This is a genomic window from Actinomadura mexicana (assembly GCF_900188105.1).
Taxonomy (GTDB): Bacteria; Actinomycetota; Actinomycetes; order Streptosporangiales; family Streptosporangiaceae; genus Spirillospora; species Spirillospora mexicana.
In genome coordinates this window covers 228,950-251,954 of the sequence record NZ_FZNP01000007.1, presented here as the reverse complement: position 1 = coordinate 251,954, position 23,005 = coordinate 228,950, and the positions used below count along the sequence as shown (strand labels likewise).

Below are 23,005 nucleotides of genomic sequence, written 5' to 3'. Positions count from 1 at the left end.
ACGTCCTGACGGTGACGTACCCCACCCCTCCGGAAGCCAGACCCCGCCCTGTACGCCCGCGGCGGAACCGGGTCACGATCGGGTCACCGGCGACGGAGGACCGGCGTCATTTGCCGCGCGGAGTGGTGTGCACGATGAGCACGTCGCAGGAGGCGCGGTGCGACAGGTTCGCCGGGACGGAGCCGAGGATGCGGCCCGCGAGGCTGTTGAGCCCCCGGTTGCCGATCACCATGAGGTCGACGGGGCGCTCCTTGGCCAGCTTCGACAGCACGTCGACGGCGTCGCCCTCGACGGCCTCCTGCTCGATGTCGGTGGCTCCGGCGGCGACGGCCCGCTCCCGCGCGGCCCGCAGCGCGTCGTCGGCGGGCGTGGACCCCTGCACCTTGTAGGCCAGGTCGCCGAGCCGGTCGGCGGCGCTCGCGCGCTCGCGCTCGGGCATCGGGCTGTAGGCGGAGGCGAGCAGGAGGGTGGCGCCCGTGGCGGCGGCCAGCTGCGCGGCCTTGTCGACCGCGCGGAAGGAGGAGTCGGAGCCGTCGGTGCCGACGAGGATGATGCGGTACGCGCTCATGCCGTTCCTTACCCGTTAGTAGTCAACTGCTGGCACGCTACCGGTCCGGTGTCCCATCCGTCACCGTCTCTTTGCACACCCCGTCCAAGAGGCGCCGGCCCGTCCGGCGGGGACGGCCGAGGTGCCCCTTGATCGCATGGATAGGGTGGGTTCCCGGCTCGTGCGACCTGTGAGGAGAGTTGTGACTGGTGGCGGCCCGCACGCCGTGCTGTTCGACATGGACGGTCTGCTCATCGACTCCGAGCGCGTCTGGCTGGAGGTGGAGTCGGAGGTCATGGCCTGGCTCGGCGGCGAGTGGAGCCCCGCCCACCAGGAGCGGCTGGTCGGCGGCTCCCTGTACCTCGCCGTCGACTACATGCTGGAGCTGACGGGGGCGGACGCCCCGCGCGAGGAGGTCGGCCGCCGGATGCTGGACGGCATGGTCGAGCGGCTCAGCGCCTGCGTCCCGATGATGCCCGGAGCCAAGGACCTGCTCGCCGAGGTGCGCGCCGCCGGGGTGACGGCGGCCCTGGTGTCCTCCAGCCACCGGCGGCTGATCGAGCCGGTGCTGGACGCCGTCGGCCGCGAGCACTTCGCCCTCAGCGTCGCCGGGGACGAGGTCGCCCGGACCAAGCCCCACCCCGAGCCGTACCTGACCGCCGCAGCCCGGCTCGGCGCCGACCCCGCCCGGTGCGTGGTCCTGGAGGACTCCCCGAACGGCGTCGCTGCGGCGGAGGCGGCGGGATGCGTCACCGTCGCCGTCCCGGGCCTCCTGCCGATCCCGCCCGCGCCGGGCCGGACGGTGGTCGCCTCGCTGCGCGAGGTGAACCTGGAGCGGCTGCGTTCGCTGGTCGCCTGACCGCGCCGTCCCGGTCCGCCGCCCCGCCGTTGCCCCGCCGCGACCTGATACCCCCGAGCCGGTACCTGCGGGTCGGCCCCTAGGGGGCGGCTCCCGCCGCAGGAGGAGACCGCCCCGGACGCAAACCGTCCGAGAGAAGGAGCAGGTCCGGCGGTTGGCGTGTGACGATGGAGAGAGCACCGCCGCACGGAATGAGGGGCCGGCATGAGCGACGCAGCCATATTCGCGATCAGTCTCGGGGTGACCCTGGTCGGGTTGGTCATCAGCTGGGGTGCCTACCGCCGCCGGGGGGCGGGCACCGGGCTGCGCGGCGCGGCCCTGTCGCTGGTGCCGCTCGCGGCGGCGATGACGGGGGTGACCGAGTTCTTCGTCGACCTGGCGTTCAGCCCGGTGAAGTGGGCGGGCGTCGCTGTGGCGGGCTTGGCCGTGGTGCTCTACCTGGCGTCCGGAGCGATGCTGAGCCGCCGCGGGGACGCCGGCGACGGCGACGGCGGCGCCGGGGGCCGCGAGGGGCGCCGCTCCGCGGGCCGCTCCGGCAAGCCCAAGCGGGGGGTCGAAGGGCCCGCGCCCGGTGGTGGCGACCCGGAGCTGGCGGAGATCGAGAAGATCCTCCGCAACCGCGGCATCTCCTGACGCCGCGCGGCTCCGCACGCGGAGTGACGGCGGGCCGGGACGTCCCCGAAGCGGGCGTCCCGGCCCGCCGTTTCTGCGCGTCCCGGCCCTGACCTGCGGACGATCAGTCTCAGATCGGACTCAGTACGGTAAAGCTTGCCGTTCCAAACCCCTCTGGAGTTACCGGTCAGGTCCTGGCTGAACGTACTATTCGGGCGATTTGTCCGAAGTGGTACGCGGACGCGTGTTCCCCAGATGACGACGAGATCACAAGTCAGATACGGGTACTTCCGAAGGACGCTTCACGGATGGACAGTCGTGCCCGAAGGACTACGTTTCCCTTCAGCAAACGCGGCGTAACGGGCACGGGGGCAGCGGATGATCTCCGCGACCGCCGGTCACTCGCCGGCGGCATGGCCGAACCAGTGGCCGGACGGTAGGAGGTATCGAGCGTGGCCGCACCCCTAGAGGTGACCGGGTCCGACAGCGAGGCGCAGCCGGAGGCGGTACTCGCCGGCGTCGACAGGAAGAAGATCCAGGGACGCTCACTCGGTCAGATCGCCTGGCTGCGGCTGAAGCGGGACAAGATCGCCCTCTCCGGCGCGGTCATCGTCCTCGTGCTCATCCTCATCGCCATCTTCGGGCCGTACTTCGTGCAGGACCCGCTGGCGTACCACCAGAACCTGATCGACCCGACCTACAACCGGCCGAAGTCCGGGATCTGGCACACGGGGATCAGCGGCGACCACTGGCTGGGCGTGGAGCCCGGCACCGGGCGCGACCTGCTGGCCCGCATCGTGCACGGAGCCCGGATCTCGCTTTTGGTGTCGTTCCTGGCCACCCTGCTGTCGGTGGTCATCGGGACGGTCGCGGGCATCGTGGCCGGCTACTTCGGCGGCTGGGTCGACTACCTGATCAGCCGGGCCATGGACGCCTTCCTGGCCTTCCCCCTGCTGCTGTTCGCGATCGCGCTGGTCGGCGTCGTCTCCGACGGGGCGTTCGGACTGAACGGCAACGGGCTGCGGATCTCGGTGCTGGTCGTGGTCATCGGCTTCTTCAACTGGCCCTACATCGGCCGCATCATCCGCGGTCAGACGCTGTCGCTGCGCGAGCGCGAGTTCGTCGACGCCGCGCGCAGCCTGGGAGCCCGCAACTCCTACGTGCTCTTCAAGGAGATCCTGCCGAACCTGGTCGCCCCGATCCTGGTCTACTCGACCCTGCTGATCCCGACCAACATCCTGTTCGAGGCGGCGCTGTCGTTCCTCGGCGTCGGAGTGATCCCGCCGACGCCCTCGTGGGGCGCCATGCTGACGCTCGCGGTACCGATCTACTCCTCGGACCCCGCGTACATGATCATCCCTGGTATGGCCATCTTCATCACCGTCCTCGCCTTCAACCTCTTCGGTGACGGGCTGCGGGACGCTCTCGACCCTCGGGCCAAGTGACTCGGGTCCAACCGACCCGTCTAATTGAAGGGGTGCGCCTGCACATGAACAAGATGAGACCATTGGCGGTCTTCGCGGCCGGTGTGGTCGCGGCCGCGGGGCTCGCGGCCTGCGGCGGCGGTGAATCCGAAGGCTCGGGGAGCGGTCCCGGGTACAACGCCGGTGTCAACGAAGTCGTCAACAAGTCGGACAAGAAGGGCGGCACGCTCAAGCTGGCCGACTCCGACGACTGGGACTCGCCCGACCCCGGCAACACCTACTACGCGTTCTCCCAGAACTTCGCCCGTCTCTACGGCCGCGGCCTGACCACGGCCAAGGCGGCCGCGGGCAAGGAGAGCCTTGAGATCGTCCCTGACCTGGCCGCCGACATGGGCCAGTCCAGCGACGGCGGCAAGACCTGGACGTACAAGCTGCGGACCGGCGTCAAGTACGAGGACGGCACCACGGTCACGTCCAAGGACGTCAAGTACGCGATCGAGCGCAGCAACTACACCAAGGAGCTGCAGCTCGGGCCGAAGTACTTCAAGCAGTACCTCGTCGACAACAAGCCCGCCTACAAGGGCCCGTACGACGACAAGAGCGACGAGGGTCTGAAGTCCATCGAGACCCCCGACGACCAGACGATCGTGTTCCACCTGAACGAGCCGTTCCAGGAGTTCGACTACCTGGTCGCGATGTCGCAGTCCATCCCCGTGCCGAAGGCCAAGGACACCGGCACGAAGTACGAGACCGCGATCGTCTCCAGCGGGCCGTACAAGATCGACAACTACACGCGCGGCAAGTCGATGTCGCTGTCGCGCAACCCGAACTGGAACCAGAGCACCGACCCGCTCCGCAAGGCGCTGCCGGACAAGATCGAAGTCCAGATCAAGCAGAACGCGGACGACATCGACCAGCGGCTGCTGGCCGGCTCGCTGGACATGGACATCACCGGCGTCGGCGTCCAGTCGGGCACGCAGCCGAAGGTGCTGACCCCCGAGCAGAAGCCGTACGTGGACAACCCCGTCCAGGGCTTCCTGCGGTTCATGTCGCTGAACGTGCACGTCAAGCCGCTCGACAACATCCACTGCCGGCTCGCCGTGCAGTACGCGACCGACAAGGTCGCCGCGCAGACCGCCTACGGAGGCCCGCTGGCCGGCGGCGACATCGCCACCACCGTCCTGCCCCCGTCGGTGGACGGCTACAGCAAGTTCGACCTGTACCCGCAGAAGCAGGCCGAGGGCGGCGGTCTCGACCAGGCCACGCTCGCCAAGGCCAAGTCGGAACTGCAGGCGTGCGGCAAGCCGGACGGCTTCACCAGCAAGATCTCGGCGCGGTCGGACCGGCCGAAGGAAGTCGCGATGGCCGAGGCGATCCAGCAGAGCCTCGCCAAGGTCGGCATCAAGGTCAGCATCGTCCAGTTCCCGGCCGGCGACTACTTCAACAAGTACGTCGGCGCGCCGAAGTACGTCCACGACCACGGCATCGGCATGATGATCATGGCATGGGCGGCCGACTGGAACACCGGCTACGGCTTCCTCTCCCAGATCGTGCACGGTCAGGCGATCAAGCCGTCCGGCGGCAACAACCTCGCCGAGCTCGACGACCCGAAGGTCAACGAGGGCCTCAACCAGGCGATCGCCAACCCGGACAAGGCGGCCCGTCTGAAGGCCTACGGTGAGGTCGACAAGGCGGTCATGGGGACCGCCGCCGAGGTCCCGCTGATCTACGCCAAGGCCCTGATGTACCGGCCGAAGCGTGTGACGAACGCGGGCATCACGTACTACTACGGCGGAATGTACGACTACCTCAACATGGGCGTGGAGTGACACTCCGCCTCGTCCGTGCGTACAGCTGAAGGCAGGTGAAGGCGAAGCCCGCCGGCCGGTCCGGGACCCACAGGTCCCGCCGGCCGGCGGGCGGGGCCGAGCAATGTGTTCGCATACATAATCCGGCGCCTCATCGGTGCCGTCGTCATGTTGCTGGTGGTCAGCATGGTGACCTTCGGCATCTTCTTCTGGCTGCCCAAGATCGCCGGGCAGACGACGGACCAGATCGCGGCGGCCTACGTCGGCAAGGCGCCCACCGTCGAGGCCATCCAGGACACCAAGGAGCGGCTCGGCCTCGACAAGCCGGTCGTGGTGCAGTACGGCAACTACGTCAAGGCCATCGTGGTCGGCAAGGACTACAAGGCCGGCCCCGTGACCGACCACTGCCCCGCGCCGTGCCTCGGGTACTCCTTCCGCAGCAGCCAGCCGGTGCTGGACACGCTGGTGGACCGGGCCCCGGCCACCCTGTCGCTGGCACTCGGCGCCGCCCTGGTCTGGCTCGTCGCCGGCATCGCCACCGGCGTGGTGTCGGCGCTGCGCAGAGGCTCCGTCTGGGACCGGGGAGCGATGATCATCGCGTTGGCCGGCGTGTCGCTGCCCATCTACTTCACGGGCCTGGTCTCCCTCGCCGTGTTCTCCTACAGCCTGAAGATCTTCCCGGGCGGCGGCAGCTACATCCCGATCACCTCGAATCCGGTGAAGTGGTTCGAGGCGCTGGTGCTGCCCTGGATCACGCTCGCGTTCCTCTACGCCGCGATGTACGCGCGGCTCACCAGAGCGGGCATGCTGGAGACGATGAACGAGGACTACATCCGCACGGCCCGCGCCAAGGGCCTGCTGGAGCGGACCGTCGTCACCAAGCACGCGCTGCGCGCCTCGCTGACGCCGATCCTCACCATCTTCGGCCTCGACCTCGGCCTGCTGCTCGGCGGTGCCGTCCTGACCGAGAACACCTTCGGGATCCCGGGGCTGGGCCAGCTGGCGATCAGTTCGATCAGGGGCGGCGACCTGCCCATGGTGCTCGGCGTGACGCTGCTCACGGCGGCCTCCATCATCGTGATCAACCTGATCGTCGACATGCTGTACGCGATCGTCGACCCGAGAGTGAGGCTTGGCTGATGACCGGCACCGCGCCCGCCGCGGAGACCGCGGGCACCGGCGAGGCCCCGAGCGCGTTCCTCGAGGTCCGCGATCTCAAGATCCATTTCCCGACGGACGACGGCCTGGTCAAGTCCGTCGACGGGCTGTCGTTCCAGCTGGAGCGCGGCCGCACGCTCGGGATCGTGGGCGAGTCGGGCTCCGGCAAGAGCGTGACCAGCCTCGGCATCCTCGGCCTGCACAACCGGCGCAACGCCGACGTGTCCGGGGAGATCTGGCTGGACGGCAAGGAGATCGTCGGCGCCTCGCAGTCCGAGGTGCGCCGGCTCCGCGGCCGCGACATGGCGATGATCTTCCAGGACCCGCTGTCGTCGATGCACCCCTTCTACACCGTCGGCCACCAGATCATCGAGGCCTACCGGGTGCACAACGACGTGTCCAAGTCGGTGGCCCGCAAGCACGCCATCGACATGCTCGGCAAGGTCGGCATCCCCAAGCCGGACAAGCGGGTGGACGACTACCCGCACCAGTTCTCCGGCGGCATGCGGCAGCGCGCGATGATCGCGATGGCGCTGTCCTGCGACCCCGAGCTGCTGATCGCCGACGAGCCGACCACCGCACTGGACGTGACGGTCCAGGCGCAGATCCTGGACCTGATCCGGGACCTGCAGCAGGAGTTCAACTCCGCCGTCATCATGATCACCCACGACCTCGGGGTGGTCGCCGAGCTGTCCGACGACATCCTGGTGATGTACGCGGGCCGCGCGGTGGAGTACGCCTCCGTCGACGACGCGTTCCACCAGCCGCTGCACCCCTACACCTGGGGGCTGCTCGGCTCGATGCCGAGGCTGGACCGGGAGCGCTCGGAGCGGCTGATGCCGATCGAGGGGGCGCCGCCGAGCCTGATCAACGTGCCGTCGGGGTGCGCGTTCCATCCGCGCTGCCCCTACAGTGACCTCAACGGCGACAAGAGCACGACCGAGCGGCCCCAGCTGGTCGAGGCCGAGCCCGGCCACAAGGCGGCGTGCCATCTCCCGCTGGAGAAGAAGCGGCAGATCTGGAACGACGAGATCCGGGCCAAGCTGTGACGAGCACGGGTGGGAACGAGACTGTGAACACAACGAAGACCCCGGCCGACGAGACCCGTCCGGCCGCGGAGACCCGTCCCGTGCGGGACGGCGAGCCGCTGCTGGAGGTGGAGAACCTCGGCAAGCACTTCCCCGTCACCGCGGGGCTGCTGCGCCGGCAGGTCGCGGCGGTCAAGGCCGTCGACGGCGTGTCGTTCTCGGTCCGCAAGGGCGAGACGCTCGGGCTGGTGGGCGAGTCGGGCTGCGGCAAGTCCACCACCGGCCGCATGATCATGCGGCTGCTGGAGCCGAGCTTCGGCAAGATCACTTTCGAGGGCCAGGACATCACCAAGATGTCGCAGGGGCGGCTCCGGCCGCTCCGCCGGGACATCCAGATGATCTTCCAGGATCCGTACTCGTCGCTGAACCCGCGCAAGACGGTCGGCGCGATCGTCGGGGCGCCCTTCCGGCTGCAGAACATCGAGGCCAAAGAGGGCGTCAAGAAGGCCGTCCAGGAGATCCTGGAGCTGGTCGGGCTGAACCCCGAGCACTACAACCGCTACCCGCACGAGTTCTCCGGCGGTCAGCGGCAGCGCATCGGCATCGCCCGCACCCTGGCCCTCAAGCCGAAGCTGATCGTCGCGGACGAGCCGGTGTCGGCGCTGGACGTGTCGGTGCAGGCGCAGGTCGTCAACCTGCTGGAGGACCTGCAGAACGAGCTCGACCTCACCTACGTGGTGATCGCGCACGACCTGTCGGTCGTCCGGCACATCTCCGACCGCGTCGCCGTCATGTACCTCGGCAAGCTCGTCGAGCTGGCCGACCGGGCGGACCTGTACGAGCGGCCCATGCACCCCTACACCAACGCGCTGCTGTCGGCGGTGCCGATCCCCGACCCGAGCGAGCGCGGGGACCGCAAGCGGATCCGGCTGCAGGGCGACGTGCCGAGCCCGCTCGACCCGCCGCCCGCCTGCCGCTTCCACACGCGGTGCTGGAAGGCGCAGGACATCTGCAAGCAGGTGGAGCCGCCGCTGGTGGAGCTCAGCCCGGGCCACCTGGCCGCCTGCCACTTCCCGGAGAACACCACGGTCAGCGCGACCGACGCGGTCGCCAAGGCCGCGGTGGCGCCCGTGGTGCCGGCCGCCGACCCGGCCCCGGCCGACGACCCGGAGCCCGCGGAGTAGCCCGCCAGGCGCGTCTCGCGCATGAGGAAAGGCCCGGTCCCCGCGAGGGGGACCGGGCCTTTCCTCATGGCCGCAGGCCCGGGGCTACTCGGTGGAGATGGCCTTGAGGACGTCCATGCGGCCCGCGCGCCACGCCGGCCAGAGGGCCGCCAGCACACCGATGACCGCGGCGACCACCAGGTAGATGCCCAGGGTCGCGTACGGCACGGCGAGGACCCCGAGGCCCTTGTCCGCGAGGGCGTTCTGCAGCGCCGCGCCGAACGCCACCCCGATGCCCATGCCGAGCACCGCGCCGAAGACCGCGATCATGATGGACTCCAGCCGGACCATGCGGCGCAGCTGCCGCCGGGAGATCCCGATCGCGCGCAGCAGCCCGATCTCCCGGGTCCGCTCGATCACCGACAGCGCCAGGGTGTTGATCACTCCGACGGCGGCGATGATGACGGACATCACCAGCAGGATCGTCAGGAACGTCACGAACCCGTCGACCTGCTTGCGGGCGTCGGCCTTCAGCGACGCCTGGTCCGACACCTTCAGGTTCGGGTAGTCCTTCAGCGACGACTCCAGCGCGCTCTTCGTCGCCGCGGACGGCGCCGAGGCGTCCACCAGGACCGCGGTCACGGCCGGCCGCACCGTGTGCCGCAGGTGCGCCTGCTGGGAGATCAGGCGGGGACCGACCAGGTCGCTCTTGGCGTACACGCCCGTCAGCGTCAGCCGCTCGGTCCGCCCGTCGGTGAACTGCACCGGGACCGCCGCCCCGACCTTCCACCCGCGGTCCTTCGCGGTGGCCTCGTCCACCATGATCCCGGCGTCGCCGAGGTCGGTGCCACCGGAGGTGATCTTCAGCTTGGCCGCCTTGGCGATCACTGCCGCGTCGCCGGACATGTACCAGGCCTTCTTATTATCGATCTTGGCATCGCCCTCGTAGGTGGGGGACGAGGAGGTCACCCCGGGCGTCGCCCGGACCTGCTGTGCCGCCTCGGCGCTGATGCCGCCCGCGCCCTGGACCTCGACGAGGTAGTCGGCACCGAACTGCGCGTCGACCTGCTCGTCGATCGAGGCCCGCATCGTCGCGCCCAGCACGTTGACCGTGGTGATCAGGGCCAGCCCGATCATCAGCGCGGCGGCCGTGGCGGCGGTGCGGCGCGGGTTGCGCAGGGCGTTCTGCCGCGCGAGGCGCCCGGGCGGGCCCATCAGCCGCGCGAACGGCGCGCCGAGCACCTTCATGACCGGCACGCTGATCACCGGGGCGAGCATGGCGATGCCGATGAAGACCGCGAACGCGCCGGCGCCCACCGGCACCACCGGGTTCCCGCCGTTCCCGGCGAGGCCGACGCCGATGAGGCCCGCGCCCACGAGGGTGAGCAGGGAGCCGAGCGCGATCCGGATCCGCAGCGACCGCTGGGGAAGCGCGACGTCGTCGCGCATCGCCGCCACCGGCGGGATCTTCGCGGCGCGGCGGGCCGGGAAGTAGGCCGACACGACCGTCACCACGATGCCCACCGCGTACGCCCAGATCACCGGCGTCGCGGTGAAGGTCAGCCCGCCCGCCCCGGCGTCGCCCATCTGCGTCTGCAGCAGGGAGGCCAGGCCCGCGCCGGCCGCGAGGCCGAGGGTGGATCCCACCACGCCGACCGCGACGGCCTCGCCGATCACCGCCCGCGTCACCTGGCCGCGGGCCGCGCCGATCGCGCGCAGCAGCGCCAGCTCGCGGGTCCGCTGCGCGACCAGCATCGAGAACGTGTTGAAGATGATGAACGATCCGACGAAGATCGAGATGAGCGCGAACACGAGCAGGAACGTGCGGAAGAAGCTCATCATCGCGGCGATGTCGCTCTTGGACTCCTCGCGGAGCTTCTCGCCGGTGACGGCCTCCAGGTTCTGCGGCAGCGCCTTGGCGACCCGGTCGCGCAGCTCGGTCTGGGACGGGCCGGTGGAGCCCATCTCGATGTCGCTGAAGTAGCCGGGCTTCAGCATCAGCCGCTGCGCGGTCGGGGTGTCGAACCCGGTGAGGGTCGCGCCCATCAGGTTCCCGGCGTCGACCAGCCCGACGATCCGCATGCGGGCGGGCGGCCCGGCGGTGAGGACCCGGGTGGTGTCGCCGACCGCGAGCTTGCCCTTCTCCGCGCTCTTGGCGTCGATGACGACCTCGTCCGGCCCCTGCGGGGCGCGGCCCGACGCCAGGTCGTAGGTCCCGCCCGTCGACCAGTTCGTCCCGATCTGGGGCGGCCCGTCCTGCGCCGTCCCGATGATCTTTCCGTCCTTGCCGACGACGGCGGCGTACCCGTTGACGTTGCCCTTGGGGTCCTTGACGCCGTCGATGCCCTGCAGGGTCCTCAGCACGGTCGCCGGGACCGGCTGCGCCGCCATCCCGTCGTCGTCGCCCTCGATGACCTTCTTGGCCCGCACGTCGACGGCCACGTTCGTGCCGATCCGGCTGAACAGGTCGTCGAACTGCTTGTTCATGCTGTCGGTGAAGATCAGCGTGCCCGCCACGAACGCGACGCCGAGGATCACCGCGACGGCCGTCAGCACCAGTCTGATCTTGTGCGCCGCGAGGTTGCGGAGCGTGACCTTGCCCATCATCGCGCCGACACCCCGGATTCGGGCCTGCCCGCGGGACGGGTGTTGTGGCCGCCGGCGTCGAAGCCCTTCATGCGCTCCAGCACCCGCTCGGCGGTCGGCTCGGTCATGGTGTCGACGATCTGTCCGTCGGACAGGAACAGCACCTGGTCGGCGTAGGCGGCTGCGGACGGGTCGTGGGTGACCATCACGATGGTCTGCCCCATCCGCCGCACCGAGTCGCGCAGGAAGCCGAGGACCTCGGCGCCCGAGCGCGAGTCCAGGTTCCCGGTCGGCTCGTCCGCGAAGATGATCTCCGGGCGGGACGCCAGGGCGCGGGCGCACGCCACCCGCTGCTGCTGCCCGCCGGACAGCTCGGTGGGACGGTGCTTGAGCCGCGGCCGCAGCCCCACCGTGTCGATCACCGAGTCCAGCCACTCCTGGTCGGCCTTGCGGCCGGCGATGTCCATCGGCAGCGTGATGTTCTCCAGCGCGGTCAGGGTCGGCACCAGGTTGAACGCCTGGAAGATGAAGCCGATCTTGTCGCGGCGCAGCCGGGTGAGCTGCTTGTCCTTGAGCCGGGTCACCTCGGTGTCGCCGATGAAGACCTGCCCGGAGTCCACCGAGTCCAGCCCCGCCATGCAGTGCATCAGGGTGGACTTGCCGGATCCGGAGGGGCCCATGATCGCGGTGAACCGGCCGCGGGGAATGCCGACGGTGACCGCGTCGAGCGCGACGACCTGGGCGTCGCCGCGCCCGTAGACCTTCGCGATCTGCTGGGTTCGAGCGGCGAAGTCGCCCGCCCCGGGCGCGTCCGCGCCGGCGGTCGATGGGGCGGTGTTCGTCACGTGTACTCCCGTGGGTGAGTGAGCAGGAATGCGTCCGGACCGCGCCGTGCCCCCGGCGATCCGACTTCCAAAACCCTAGAAGCCGAACAAACCGGTTTCCTGGACCCCAGGAACGGACTTGCCCGTCCACCCACGGCAGGAGAAGCCCGCCGTCCGTCGTCCTACCGGAGTAGACCTCCGCCGACCAAAGCCAGGGACGCCTCAGGGATCGACCCCGAGACCGGCGCCCCGGCCCGCGCGTCAGCCCTGGCCGGGCCTGCTCAGCCCCGTCTCGTACGCGTACACCACGGCCTGCACGCGGTCGCGCAGGCCGAGCTTGGCCAGCACGTTCCCGACGTGCGTCTTCACCGTGGTCTCGCTCACCACGAGCTCCGCCGCGATCTCGGCGTTGGACTGGCCGCGGGCCACGTGCGACAGCACCTCGCGCTCGCGCTCGGTCAGGGTGTCGAGCCCGGGCGGGGGCGCCGCGTCCCGGACGGCCGGCAGCCGGGTGGCGAACTTGTCCAGCAGGCGCCGCGTCACCGACGGCGCCACGATCGCGTCGCCCGCCGCCACGATGCGGATCGCCTGCACCAGGTCCTCCGGCGGGGAGTCCTTGAGCAGGAAGCCGCTGGCGCCCGCCCGGACGGCCTCGATGACGTACTCGTCCAGGTCGAACGTCGTCAGAATCAGCACCCGGGGGTCGTGCGAGGCCGCGCCGTCACGGACGATCCGGCGGGTCGCCTCGATGCCGTCCACCCCCGGCATCCGGATGTCCATCAGCACCACGTCCGGCAGCAGCGACCGGGTCAGCTCCACCGCGGTCGCGCCTTCCCCGGCCTCCCCGACGACGGCGATGTCGGCCTCCGCCTCCAGGATGAGCCGGAACCCCGTCCGCAGCAGCGGCTGGTCGTCGACGAGCAGCACCCGTACCGTGGTCATCGGGCAGCCCCCGCCGGTCGCCGTCCCGGACCGTTCATCGTCGCGCTCCTCGCCCTCACCGGACCGCCGCGTCCGCGGCGCTCCTGCCCCAACCTACGGCCTCGCACGGCTCACGGCTCCAGCGGGAACCGGGCCCGCACGCCGAATCCGCCGCCGACCCGCGGCCCGATCTTCAACTCGCCACCGTACAGCGCGACCCGCTCGTACATGCCGACCAGGCCGTGCCCGGGATTGTCCCCGTTGTCGGCCATGAACGTCGCCGTTCCGCGCCCGTCGTCCTCGATCTCCACCGTCAGGTCGCTGTCGCCGTAGTACAGCCGCACCCAGGCCCGCGCCTGCGGCCCCGCGTGCTTCAGCGTGTTCGTCAGCGCCTCCTGGATCAGGCGGAACGCCGCCACGTCCACGCCGGGGGACGGCGGCCGCGCCTCGCCCTCCATCCACAGCTGCACCGACAGGCCCGTCTCCCGCACGTGCTCCAGCAGCTCGCCGAGGTCGCCGAGGCCCGGCTGCGGCGCCAGCTCCCGGCCCGCCCGCTCGGGATCGCGGTCCGTGCGCAGTACGCCGACGATCCGCCGCATCTCGCTGAGCGCGGTCCGCCCGACCTCCTCGATCGTCGACATCGCCTCGCGCGCGCTGCCGGGGTCCCGGTCGATGATCCGCCGCGCGGCGCCCGCCTGCACGGTCATCACGCTCACGTGGTGCGCCACGACGTCGTGCAGCTCCCGCGCGATCCGGGACCGCTCCTCCACGCGCGCGGCCCGCGCGTCGGTGCCGCGCGCCCGCTCCAGCCGGGCCGCCCGGTCCTCCAGCTCGGCGAAGTACGCCCGGCGCAGCCGCAGGTTGCGGCCCAGCACCCACACGCCGATCACCAGCGCGCAGTCGGTGATCAGCACCTCCGGCGCCACCGATATCGGCAGCACCAGCAGGTAGGTGAGGAAGTAGGTGAACGCGGTCACGCCGCCGAGCGCGCTCTGCGCCAGCCCCCGGTGCGCCGCGACGCTGTAGACGGCGATCAGGAACGCCACCACGTCCGGCACCGACGGTGGATACTGCGCCACCGCCATCACCAGTTCACCGCCGATGATGAACAGCAGCACCGGTATCGGATGGCGGCGGCGCCACGCCAGCACCATCGTCACCGCGGTGACCAGCAGCCCGTCCCAGACGTCCGGCGCCCGGAAGTGCTCGAAGTCCGCGCCGGCAGGCAGCTCCTCCAGGAACAGCTGCGGCAGCCCCACCGCCAGAACGCCCAGCGCGAGCAACGCGTCGGCCGCCATCGGGCGCGCGTTGAGCCAGGCGCGGACGGTTTGGAGACCACGGATGCGGGGTGACACGACACTCACCCTAGGAGGCCGCAGCAGGTCCCGAGCCCTCCTGAACGCGGATCCGCGGTCCTCCCCAAGGATGACCCGGCCGCGCCGGGGGCGCTACTAGAGATCGTCGTGCTCCCGCGCCCCGGCCCCGGCGCGCGCGTCGGCCGGGCGGGTCTCCTCCAGATCGGCGGGAGAGGGGCGGTCCACCGGCGCCGCGGGCAGCGGCGGGGGAGTGCCGCCGAACTCCGGGCAGCGCTCCTTGTGGTCGCACCAGTCGCACAGCCGCCCCGCCCGCGCCCGCCACTCGCCGGTCTCCATCGCCCGCCGGATCGCCTGCCACAGCGCCTCCACCTTGCGCTGCGTGGCGCGCAGGTCGGCCTCGTCCGGCTCGTAGCGCAGGATCTCGCCGTTGCCCAGGTACATCAGCTGCAGCAGCCGCGGCACCCGGCCGCGCAGCCGCCACAGCACCAGCGCGTAGAACTTCATCTGGAACAGGGCCCGCGCCTCGAAGTCGGCCCGCGGCGCCGTCCCGGTCTTGTAGTCCACGATCCGCACGTCGCCGCTGGGCGCCACGTCGACGCGGTCGATGTACCCGCGAAGCTTCAGTCCCGAGTCGAGCACCGTCTCCACGAACAGCTCGCGCTCGGCCGGCTCCAGCCGGCGCGGGTCCTCGAGGGTGAAGTACCGCTCCACCATCCGCCGTGCCTGCGACAGCCACTCGGCGTGCTCGGCCTCGCCGTCGGCGCCGTCCTCGAACAGCCCGGCAAGCTCCGGCTCGGCCTCCAGCAGCCGGTCCCACTCCGGGGCCAGCATCTCCAGCGCCGCCGCCGGCGTGCGCGCCCCGGTCGGCAGGTCGAACAGCCGCTCCAGCACCGCGTGCACCAGCGTCCCCCGCACGGCCGCGGCGCTCGGCCGCTCCGGGATCCGGTCGATCACCCGGAACCGGTACAGCAGCGGGCACGTCATGAAATCGCCCGCCCGCGACGGCGACAACGACCCGACCACCACCGCCGCGTCCCCCGCGCCTCCGCCCGCCTCCGCCGTGCGCGCGGACGGTACGGACGCCCTGCTTCCCGCTCCGATGCTCCCGGCCTCGGTGCCACCCGCCTCGGTGCTGCCCGCCTCGGTCGTCGTCATGGCACAGCAGCGTAGGTGACGCCCCCGACGGAAATCCCGAACCCGCCGCCGCGCGCCGGCGCAGACCCGGCACCGCCCTGCGGGCAACCGGCGCCGCCCTGCGGACATTGGCACCGCCCTGCCGAAACCCGGCACCGCCGGCGGGGCCGTAGCATCGGAGGCGTGACACACAGCGCGCCCCCGACCGAGGACAGGACCCCGGCCGGCGGCCGCGGTCCCGACGACGACCGCCCCGCACGCCCCGGCCTGCTCATGGGCCGCCTGCTCGGCGTGCCCGTCTACGTCTCGCCCAGCTGGTTCCTGGTCGCGGTCCTCGTCACCGTCATGTTCGAGGGCCAGGTCCACGACGTCGTCAGCCGCCCGCTGAGCTACCTCGTCGCCTTCACCTACGCCGTCCTGCTCTACGGCTCGGTGTTCGTCCACGAGCTGAGCCACGCCGTCACCGCGCGCGCCTTCGGCCTTCCCGTCCGGTCCGTCACCCTCCACATCCTCGGCGGGGAGACCTCCATCGAGCGCGAGGCCCCGACACCCGCCCGCGAGTTCCTCATCGCCTTCGCCGGGCCGCTGGTGAACCTCGTCCTCGCCGGGCTCGGGATGCTCGTCCACGCCGTGGTCCCCCTGCCCGAGGTCGCGCTGCTGCTCGTCGAGGCCCTCACCTTCGCCAACCTCCTGGTCGGGCTGTTCAACCTGCTGCCCGGGCTCCCGCTGGACGGCGGCCGCCTCGTGCGCGCCGTCGTCTGGAAGGTCACCGGACGCAGCCGCAGCGGCGGCGTCTTCGCCGGCTGGGTGGGCCGCGGCGTCGCCATCGCCTGCCTCGTCGCCGGCGCCTACCTCGCCACCTACAACTCCGGCGAGGGCGGCGGAATCGGGTGGCTCGCCCTGCTCTGGTCGGCCCTGGTCGCCTCCTTCATCTGGGTCGGCGCCACGCAGTCCATCCGCGCCGAGCGCGTCCGCGACCGCATCCCGCTGCTGTCCGCGCGCCGCCTCGCCCGCCGCGCCACCCTCGTCACCGCCGACGTCCCGCTCGCCGAGGCCGTCCGCCGCGCCCGCGAGGACCACGCCGGCGCCATCGTCATCGCAGACCACGACGGCAGGCCCCTCGGCCTCGTCAGCGAGAAGGCCGTCACCGCCACCCCCGAGCACCGCCGGCCCTGGGTCAGCGCGGGCGACGTGTCCCGGGGCGTCGACGACGGCCTCACCCTGCCCGCCGACCTGTCCGGCGAGGAGCTCGTCGAGGCGCTGCGCCGCGCGCCCGCCTCGGAGTACCTGCTCGTGGAGCCCGACGGGGGCGTCTACGGCGTCCTCGCGGTCGCCGACGTCGACCTCGCCTTCGCCGGCATCTGACCGCCCCCGCGGGCCGTCGCGGCGGCCTGAGCTGCCCGCGCCCGCCACTAGCCTTGACCTCCATGAGCGAACCCCGGCCCGACGGCCCCGCCCCCTCGCCCGGCCGCATCCCGCACGGCCCGTTCCGCCCCGGCGACCAGGTTCAGCTCACCGACCCCAAGGGCCGGATCAACACCATCACGCTGCAGCCCGGCAAGGTCTACCACTCGCACAAGGGCTCGGTCCCCCACGACGACATGATCGGCAGCCCCGAGGGGAGCGTCTTCCGCTCCAGCGGCGGAGTCGAGTACCTGGCCTTCCGCCCGCTGCTCGCCGACTTCACCCTCCGCATGCCGCGCGGCGCCGCCGTCGTCTATCCCAAGGACGCCGCCCAGATCATCGCGATGGCCGACATCTTCCCGGGCGCCCGCGTCGTCGAGGCCGGCGCCGGGTCCGGGGCCCTCAGCTGCTTCCTGCTGCGCGCCGTCGGCGAGCACGGCCTCGTCTCCTCCTACGAGCGCCGGCCCGACTTCGCCGACATCGCCCGCGCCAACGTCGAGAAGTTCTTCGGGGGGGCCCACCCCGCCTGGCGGCTGACCGTCGGCTCGCTGGAGGACGCCCTCGCCGAGGCCGACGTCGACCGCGTCGTGCTGGACATGCTCGCGCCCTGGGAGACCCTCGACGCCGTCGCCAAGGCCCTCGTCCCCGGCGGCATGGTCTGCGCCTACATCGCCACCACCACCCAGATGTCGCGGGTCGTCGAGGATCTGCGCTCCCACGGCCGGTTCGCCGAGCCGTACGCCTTCGAGACGATGCTGCGCTCCTGGCACGTCGACGGGCTCGCCGTCCGCCCCGACCACCGGATGGTCGGCCACACCGGCTTCCTCGTCACCGCGCGCCGCCTCGCCGACGGGGTGACCCCGCCCGCCAGGCGCCGCCGTCCCGCGAAGGGCGCCCACTCGGCGACCGGCCCCGCCGCGCCCTCGTCCGGCGCCGCGCCCGAGGGCCCGGCCGAGTCCTAGATCACATTCCGTCGGCGCCCCTCCACCGGACTAGGCAAACGCCGTGCCACGACACGCCCGGGATCCCGAACCCGCAGGTCCGGGCGCCGTAAGCCCCCGACCCTCGCCGCCTCCACGGCGCCCCTGCGAACCCTCCCGGAAGACCCCCGCACGACACGAACACCGAATGGGCAGGTTACGGAAGCCCTCCAGATAGGTAGGGTCTCAGTAGGTCGTCGGCTCTCTTCGTGAGGAGGTGGCGGGGCGTGGCCGCTCGTGACGATGCTGGGGCGCGCAGGGCGCAGCACGAAAAGGAGGTCAGGGACCTTCAGACGCAGATTTCCTTCCTGGAGGAGGAGATCTCCGTGCTGCGCCGAAAGCTCGCGGAATCCCCGCGCCAAGTACGTGTGCTGGAAGAACGCCTCCATGAGGCACAGGCCAACCTGGCCGCCGTAACCGGTCAGAACGAGCGTCTCGTAGCGACCCTCAAAGAGGCTCGCGAACAGATCGTGGCGCTCAAGGAGGAGGTCGACAGGCTCGCACAACCACCTTCAGGGTTCGGGGTCTTCCTGGACGCGCGCGACGACGGAACGGTCGACATCTTCACCGGCGGACGCAAGCTGCGTGTCAACGTCAGCCCGGCCGTCGAGGTCGACGAACTCCAGCGCGGCCAGGAGGTCATGCTCAACGAGGCCCTCAACATCGTCGAGGCGCTGAAGTTCGAGGAGCAGGGCGAGGTCGTCATGCTCAAGGAGCTCTTCGACGACGGTGAGCGCGCCCTGGTCATCGCGCACGCCGACGAGGAGCGCGTCGTCAAGCTCGCCGAGCCGCTGCGCGGCGTCCCGCTTCGGGCGGGCGACTCGCTCATGCTCGAACCGAGGTCCGGCTACGCCTACGAGAAGATCCACAAGGCGGAGGTCGAGGAGCTCGTCCTCGAAGAGGTCCCCGACATCTCCTACAACGAGATCGGCGGCCTCGGATCGCAGATCGAGATGATCCGCGACGCGGTCGAGCTGCCCTACCTGCACGCCGACCTGTTCCGCGAGCACCAGTTGCGGCCGCCCAAGGGCGTGCTGCTCTACGGTCCGCCCGGCTGCGGCAAGACGCTCATCGCCAAGGCCGTCGCGAACTCGCTCGCCAAGCAGGTCGCGGAGAAGACCGGCCAGGAGGGCAAGAGCTTCTTCCTCAACATCAAGGGCCCCGAGCTGCTGAACAAGTACGTCGGCGAGACCGAGCGGCACATCCGCCTGGTCTTCCAGCGGGCCCGCGAGAAGGCGTCCGCCGGGACCCCGGTCATCGTGTTCTTCGACGAGATGGACTCCATCTTCCGCACCCGCGGCTCGGGGGTCTCCTCCGACGTCGAGAACACCATCGTCCCTCAGCTGCTCAGCGAGATCGACGGCGTCGAGGGCCTGGAGAACGTCATCGTGATCGGCGCGTCCAACCGCGAGGACATGATCGACCCCGCGATCCTGCGGCCCGGCCGGCTGGACGTCAAGATCAAGATCGAGCGGCCGGACGCCGAGGCCGCCAAGGACATCTTCTCCAAGTACATCCTCCAGGGACTGCCGCTGCACCCCGACGACCTCAAGGAGCACGGCGGCTCCACCGAGGCCACCGTCGAGGCGATGATCCAGCGCACCGTCGAGCGCATGTACACCGAGACCGAGGAGAACCGCTTCCTGGAGGTCACCTACGCCAACGGGGACAAGGAAGTCCTGTTCTTCAAGGACTTCAACTCCGGCGCGATGATCCAGAACATCGTCGACCGGGCCAAGAAGATGGCCATCAAGCAGTTCCTCGACACCGGCCAGAAGGGCTTGCGGGTCAACCACCTGCTGGCCGCCTGCGTCGACGAGTTCAGCGAGAACGAGGACCTGCCCAACACCACCAACCCCGACGACTGGGCCCGCATCTCCGGCAAGAAGGGCGAGCGGATCGTCTACATCCGCACGCTGGTCTCCGGTACCAAGGGCTCCGAGGCCGGACGCTCCATCGACACCGTCGCCAACACCGGCCAGTACCTGTAACCCCCGACCTGACGCGTACGCGCGGCGGCCCCTGCACGCAGGGGCCGCCGCGTCGGCGTGCCACGCCACGGGAGCGGTGAACAGCGGGCCCCATGGCTCCACCCTCCCGGCCCCGATAGGCTCGACGATATGAGTGTTCGGCGGGTGATGGGCATCGAGACCGAGTACGGCATCTCCGTACCCGGACAGCCAGGGGCCAACGCGATGGTGACCTCCTCCCAGGTCGTCAACGCCTACCTGGCGGCGTCGGCGGCGCGGGCCCGCAGGGCCCGCTGGGACTTCGAGGAGGAGAACCCGCTCCGGGACGCCCGCGGCTTCGACCTCGCCCGCGAGGTCGCCGACCCCACGCAGCTCACCGACGAGGACCTCGGCCTCGCCAACGTGATCCTCACCAACGGCGCCCGGCTGTACGTCGACCACGCCCACCCCGAGTACTCGGCGCCCGAGTGCACCAACCCGCTCGACGCCGTCATCTGGGACAAGGCGGGCGAGCGCGTGATGGCCGACGCCGCGCGCCGCGCGGCGCTCGTCCCCGGCACCCACCCCATCCAGCTCTACAAGAACAACACCGACAACAAAGGCGCCTCCTACGGCTGCCATGAGAACTACCTCATGCGCCGCGAGACGCCCTTCGCCGACATCGTCCGGCATCTCACCCCGTTCTTCGTCTCCCGCCAGGTCGTCTGTGGCGCCGGCCGCGTCGGCATCGGCGTGGACGGCCGCGGCGACGGCTTCCAGATCAGCCAGCGCGCGGACTTCTTCGAGGTCGAGGTGGGGCTGGAGACCACCCTCAAGCGGCCGATCATCAACACCCGCGACGAGCCGCACGCCGACCCCGAGAAGTACCGGCGGCTGCACGTCATCATCGGCGACGCCAACATGGCCGAGCTGTCCACCTACCTCAAGCTCGGCACCACCTCGCTCGTCCTCGCCATGATCGAGGACGGCTTCCTCACCGTCGACCTCTCGGTCGACATGCCCGTCGCCGCGCTCCGGGCGGTCTCCCACGACCCGTCCTGCAAGCACCTGCTCACGCTGCGCGACGGCCGGAAGATGACCGCGGTCCAGCTCCAGATGGAGTACCTGGAGCAGTCGCGCAAGTACGTCGAGGACCGGTTCGGCGCGGACGTGGACGAGATGACCATGGACGTCCTCGACCGCTGGGAGTCCGTCCTGCACCGCCTCGGCGACGACCCGATGCAGCTGTCCCGCGAGCTCGACTGGGTCGCCAAGCTGTCCCTGCTGGAGGGCTACCGCAGCCGCGACGGCCTGGACTGGTCCCACCCGCGCCTGCAGCTCGTCGACCTGCAGTACACCGACATCCGGTCCGACAAGGGCCTCTACAACCGCCTGGTGGACCGCGGCCGCATCGACCGGGTCGTCACCGAGGCGCAGGTCCAGGCCGCCGTGGAGGACCCGCCGGAGGACACCCGGGCCTACTTCCGGGGCCGCTGCCTGCGCCAGTACGCCGAGTCCGTCGCCGCGGCCTCCTGGGACTCGGTCATCTTCGACGTCCCGGGCCGGGAGTCGCTGCAGCGTGTACCCACCCTGGAGCCCCTGCGCGGCACCAAGCAGCACGTTGGCGCCCTCCTGGACCGCTGCCGCACCGCCGCGGACCTCGTGGCCACCCTGACGGGCCAGAGCTGAACGGGCGGCGAGGGCGCGGCACGCGCGTCCGCTTGTCGGCGGGACCGTCGAGCGCGGCGGGCGCCGCGGCCGGCCAGGCCGGGTAACGGGCCGGTTTCGTGGCCGGTTTGCCCGTTTCGGTGGGCGGTGGACCGGCGATAACCCGAGCATGCCCCCGGCCCCCGGGCGGAGACGGCGAAACGGACCCGAGAGTTCCGCGCACCGTCGAAGATCGGAGATAGGGTCGGAGGCACCGGCAGAGCGGAGGTACGGAATGGCCACGAAGGACACCGGCGGTCAGAAGCAGACCACCCGGCGCACGGAAGAGGTCGAGGAGACCGAGGCCACGACCACCGAGGACGTGCAGGAGCGCCAGGAGAAGCTCACCGACGACGTGGACTCGATCCTGGACGAAATAGACGAGGTGCTGGAAGAGAACGCCGAGGACTTCGTCCGCGCGTATATCCAAAAGGGCGGACAGTGAACCCCGAATCGGGCGGATCGGCCACATAGCGAATCGCCGTTTCTCCGGAGCGGAACTCCAACTTGACACGGTAGTGAGGACATGGGTGGGCCGCGGTGGCCCGCCCATGTTCGTGTGTCCGCCCTCGTGCGTGCCGGGCGTGCCGGGCGTGCCGGGTTCGCCGTGGGCTGATCGGACCGGTGATCGGGCGGCATGCGCGCGGGCGACCTTGAACAGTAGGGTCGTAGAGTCCGCGCCGGTGGGATTGTCGAAGCCGGCGCCATGGTGGAGGGGAAGGGAGTCGCGTGGCGTCCCACGATTCGCACACCGGACGTCTGCCGGGGTTGTTCGCGAGCCCGGATACGTCGTCGTTCACGGAGTTCCTCGGGGCCTACTCCCCGGAGCTGCTGCCCGGCCGGCGGACGCCGCCGTCCACGCGGGCGGGCGAGGACATCCCGCACGGGACGACGATCGTCGCGGTCGGCTTCCCCGGCGGGGTGGTGATGGCGGGCGACCGGCGGGCGACGGCGGGCAACGTCATCGCGCAGCGCGACATCGAGAAGGTCTTCCGGGCCGACGAGTTCTCCGCGATCGCGATCGCCGGCACGGCCGGGATCGGGATCGAGATGGTCCGGCTGTTCCAGGTGGAGCTGGAGCACTACGAGAAGCGCGAGGGCCGGACGCTGTCGGTCGAGGGCAAGGCCAACCGCCTGGCGACGATGGTGCGGCAGAACCTGGCGATGGCGATGCAGGGCCTGGCGGTGGTGCCGCTGTTCGCGGGCTACGACGAGGAGCGGGACGAGGGGCGGATCTTCTCCTACGATCCGGCGGGCGGACGCTACGAGGAGCGCGACTTCCACTCGATCGGCTCGGGGTCGGTCTTCGCGCGCGGCGCCATGAAGAAGCTCTACCGTCCCGAACTGTCGGCGCAGGACGCGGCGCTGGTGTGCGTCCAGGCGCTGTACGACGCGGCCGACGACGACTCGGCGACGGGCGGGCCCGACCTGACGCGCCGGATCTTCCCGGTGGTGGCGTCGGTGACGGCGGACGGGTACCGCCGGCTCGGCGAGGACGAGGTGGGCGCGCTGGCGCAGGCCGTCGTCGACGCACGTTACGACTCGCCGGGCGGCCCGACCGCCCCGCTGCGATAGAAGGGATCCA

General features: G+C 70.8%; 19 protein-coding genes. 13 read left to right on the top strand and 6 right to left on the bottom strand.

Annotated elements, in window-relative coordinates:
• Positions 1–106 precede the first annotated feature (106 nt).
• Positions 107–568: a universal stress protein gene (locus tag CHC11_RS19945; protein WP_089313263.1), complete on the bottom strand. Its 462-nt coding sequence runs from the start codon at positions 566–568 to the stop codon at positions 107–109.
• Positions 569–749: 181 nt separating this feature from the next.
• Between CHC11_RS19945 and CHC11_RS19940 the strand changes: the two genes are divergently transcribed.
• The 7 genes from CHC11_RS19940 to CHC11_RS19910 all read left to right on the top strand — a co-directional run bounded on the left by CHC11_RS19940 (position 750) and on the right by CHC11_RS19910 (position 8,620).
• The gene (locus tag CHC11_RS19940) at positions 750–1,406 is read left to right on the top strand and encodes an HAD family hydrolase (protein WP_245919467.1); all 657 of its coding nucleotides are present in this window, start codon (positions 750–752) and stop codon (positions 1,404–1,406) included.
• 204 nt (positions 1,407–1,610) lie between these two features.
• Complete coding sequence (locus CHC11_RS19935; RefSeq protein ID WP_089313261.1) at positions 1,611–2,039, top strand: hypothetical protein; 429 nt, start codon at positions 1,611–1,613, stop codon at positions 2,037–2,039.
• A gap of 431 nt (positions 2,040–2,470) precedes the next feature.
• Positions 2,471–3,463 (top strand): ABC transporter permease, encoded by a 993-nt coding sequence (locus CHC11_RS19930; protein WP_089313260.1) that lies wholly within the window; start codon positions 2,471–2,473, stop codon positions 3,461–3,463.
• A gap of 44 nt (positions 3,464–3,507) precedes the next feature.
• Entirely contained in the window at positions 3,508–5,271 is a 1,764-nt protein-coding gene (locus CHC11_RS19925; RefSeq protein WP_089313455.1) for an ABC transporter substrate-binding protein, read from the top strand.
• Between the two features lie 105 nt (positions 5,272–5,376).
• A complete protein-coding gene (locus CHC11_RS19920; protein WP_089313259.1) occupies positions 5,377–6,390 on the top strand; it encodes an ABC transporter permease in 1,014 nt (337 codons plus the stop codon).
• Positions 6,390–7,457: an ABC transporter ATP-binding protein gene (locus CHC11_RS19915; protein ID WP_089313258.1), complete on the top strand. Its 1,068-nt coding sequence runs from the start codon at positions 6,390–6,392 to the stop codon at positions 7,455–7,457. The genes CHC11_RS19920 and CHC11_RS19915 overlap by 1 nt, the downstream gene beginning before the upstream one ends.
• 23 nt (positions 7,458–7,480) lie before the next feature.
• Positions 7,481–8,620, top strand: a complete 1,140-nt coding sequence (locus CHC11_RS19910; protein ID WP_425427330.1) for an ABC transporter ATP-binding protein — start codon at positions 7,481–7,483, stop codon at positions 8,618–8,620.
• A gap of 84 nt (positions 8,621–8,704) precedes the next feature.
• Here CHC11_RS19910 and CHC11_RS19905 read toward each other — a convergent pair whose 3' ends face one another.
• The 5 genes from CHC11_RS19905 to CHC11_RS19885 form a co-directional block, all read right to left on the bottom strand.
• The gene (locus CHC11_RS19905) at positions 8,705–11,206 is read right to left on the bottom strand and encodes an ABC transporter permease (RefSeq protein WP_245919465.1); all 2,502 of its coding nucleotides are present in this window, start codon (positions 11,204–11,206) and stop codon (positions 8,705–8,707) included.
• Positions 11,203–12,030, bottom strand: coding sequence for an ABC transporter ATP-binding protein (locus CHC11_RS19900; RefSeq protein ID WP_089313256.1), 828 nt, complete (start codon positions 12,028–12,030; stop codon positions 11,203–11,205). The genes CHC11_RS19905 and CHC11_RS19900 overlap by 4 nt, the downstream gene beginning before the upstream one ends.
• Positions 12,031–12,270: 240 nt before the next feature.
• Positions 12,271–12,951 (bottom strand): response regulator, encoded by a 681-nt coding sequence (locus tag CHC11_RS19895; RefSeq protein ID WP_089313255.1) that lies wholly within the window; start codon positions 12,949–12,951, stop codon positions 12,271–12,273.
• A gap of 110 nt (positions 12,952–13,061) precedes the next feature.
• On the bottom strand, positions 13,062–14,285 hold the full coding sequence (locus CHC11_RS19890) for a sensor histidine kinase (protein WP_089313453.1): 1,224 nt from the start codon (positions 14,283–14,285) through the stop codon (positions 13,062–13,064).
• A gap of 96 nt (positions 14,286–14,381) precedes the next feature.
• Positions 14,382–15,401 carry a RecB family exonuclease gene (locus CHC11_RS19885; RefSeq protein ID WP_089313254.1) on the bottom strand — a complete coding sequence of 340 codons (1,020 nt, stop codon included), beginning with the start codon at positions 15,399–15,401 and terminating at the stop codon, positions 14,382–14,384.
• Between the two features lie 162 nt (positions 15,402–15,563).
• Here CHC11_RS19885 and CHC11_RS19880 point away from each other — a divergent pair, with 162 nt between their 5' ends.
• The 6 genes from CHC11_RS19880 (at position 15,564) to prcB (ending at position 22,995) form a co-directional block, all read left to right on the top strand.
• Positions 15,564–16,745 (top strand): site-2 protease family protein, encoded by a 1,182-nt coding sequence (locus tag CHC11_RS19880; protein ID WP_089313253.1) that lies wholly within the window; start codon positions 15,564–15,566, stop codon positions 16,743–16,745.
• 62 nt (positions 16,746–16,807) lie between these two features.
• A complete protein-coding gene (locus tag CHC11_RS19875) occupies positions 16,808–17,746 on the top strand; it encodes a tRNA (adenine-N1)-methyltransferase (RefSeq protein WP_089313252.1) in 939 nt (312 codons plus the stop codon).
• 245 nt (positions 17,747–17,991) lie between these two features.
• A complete protein-coding gene (gene arc, locus CHC11_RS19870; protein WP_089313251.1) occupies positions 17,992–19,755 on the top strand; it encodes a proteasome ATPase in 1,764 nt (587 codons plus the stop codon).
• A 129-nt stretch (positions 19,756–19,884) separates the two neighbouring features.
• The gene (gene dop, locus CHC11_RS19865; protein WP_089313250.1) at positions 19,885–21,402 is read left to right on the top strand and encodes a depupylase/deamidase Dop; all 1,518 of its coding nucleotides are present in this window, start codon (positions 19,885–19,887) and stop codon (positions 21,400–21,402) included.
• 253 nt (positions 21,403–21,655) lie between these two features.
• Complete coding sequence (locus CHC11_RS19860) at positions 21,656–21,865, top strand: ubiquitin-like protein Pup (RefSeq protein WP_021593619.1); 210 nt, start codon at positions 21,656–21,658, stop codon at positions 21,863–21,865.
• A gap of 284 nt (positions 21,866–22,149) precedes the next feature.
• Positions 22,150–22,995: a proteasome subunit beta gene (prcB, locus tag CHC11_RS19855; RefSeq protein WP_089313249.1), complete on the top strand. Its 846-nt coding sequence runs from the start codon at positions 22,150–22,152 to the stop codon at positions 22,993–22,995.
• Positions 22,996–23,005: the final 10 nt, after the last annotated feature.

Coding starts and splice junctions, on each gene's coding strand:
- CHC11_RS19915 (WP_089313258.1), top strand. CDS start 6,390: ATGACCGGCACCGCGCCCGCCGCGGAGACCGCGGGCACCGGCGAGGCC.
- dop (WP_089313250.1), top strand. CDS start 19,885: ATGAGTGTTCGGCGGGTGATGGGCATCGAGACCGAGTACGGCATCTCC.
- CHC11_RS19875 (WP_089313252.1), top strand. CDS start 16,808: ATGAGCGAACCCCGGCCCGACGGCCCCGCCCCCTCGCCCGGCCGCATC.
- CHC11_RS19925 (WP_089313455.1), top strand. CDS start 3,508: ATGAACAAGATGAGACCATTGGCGGTCTTCGCGGCCGGTGTGGTCGCG.
- CHC11_RS19945 (WP_089313263.1), bottom strand. CDS start 568: ATGAGCGCGTACCGCATCATCCTCGTCGGCACCGACGGCTCCGACTCC.
- CHC11_RS19905 (WP_245919465.1), bottom strand. CDS start 11,206: ATGATGGGCAAGGTCACGCTCCGCAACCTCGCGGCGCACAAGATCAGA.
- CHC11_RS19860 (WP_021593619.1), top strand. CDS start 21,656: ATGGCCACGAAGGACACCGGCGGTCAGAAGCAGACCACCCGGCGCACG.
- CHC11_RS19935 (WP_089313261.1), top strand. CDS start 1,611: ATGAGCGACGCAGCCATATTCGCGATCAGTCTCGGGGTGACCCTGGTC.
- CHC11_RS19885 (WP_089313254.1), bottom strand. CDS start 15,401: ATGACGACGACCGAGGCGGGCAGCACCGAGGCGGGTGGCACCGAGGCC.
- CHC11_RS19895 (WP_089313255.1), bottom strand. CDS start 12,951: ATGACCACGGTACGGGTGCTGCTCGTCGACGACCAGCCGCTGCTGCGG.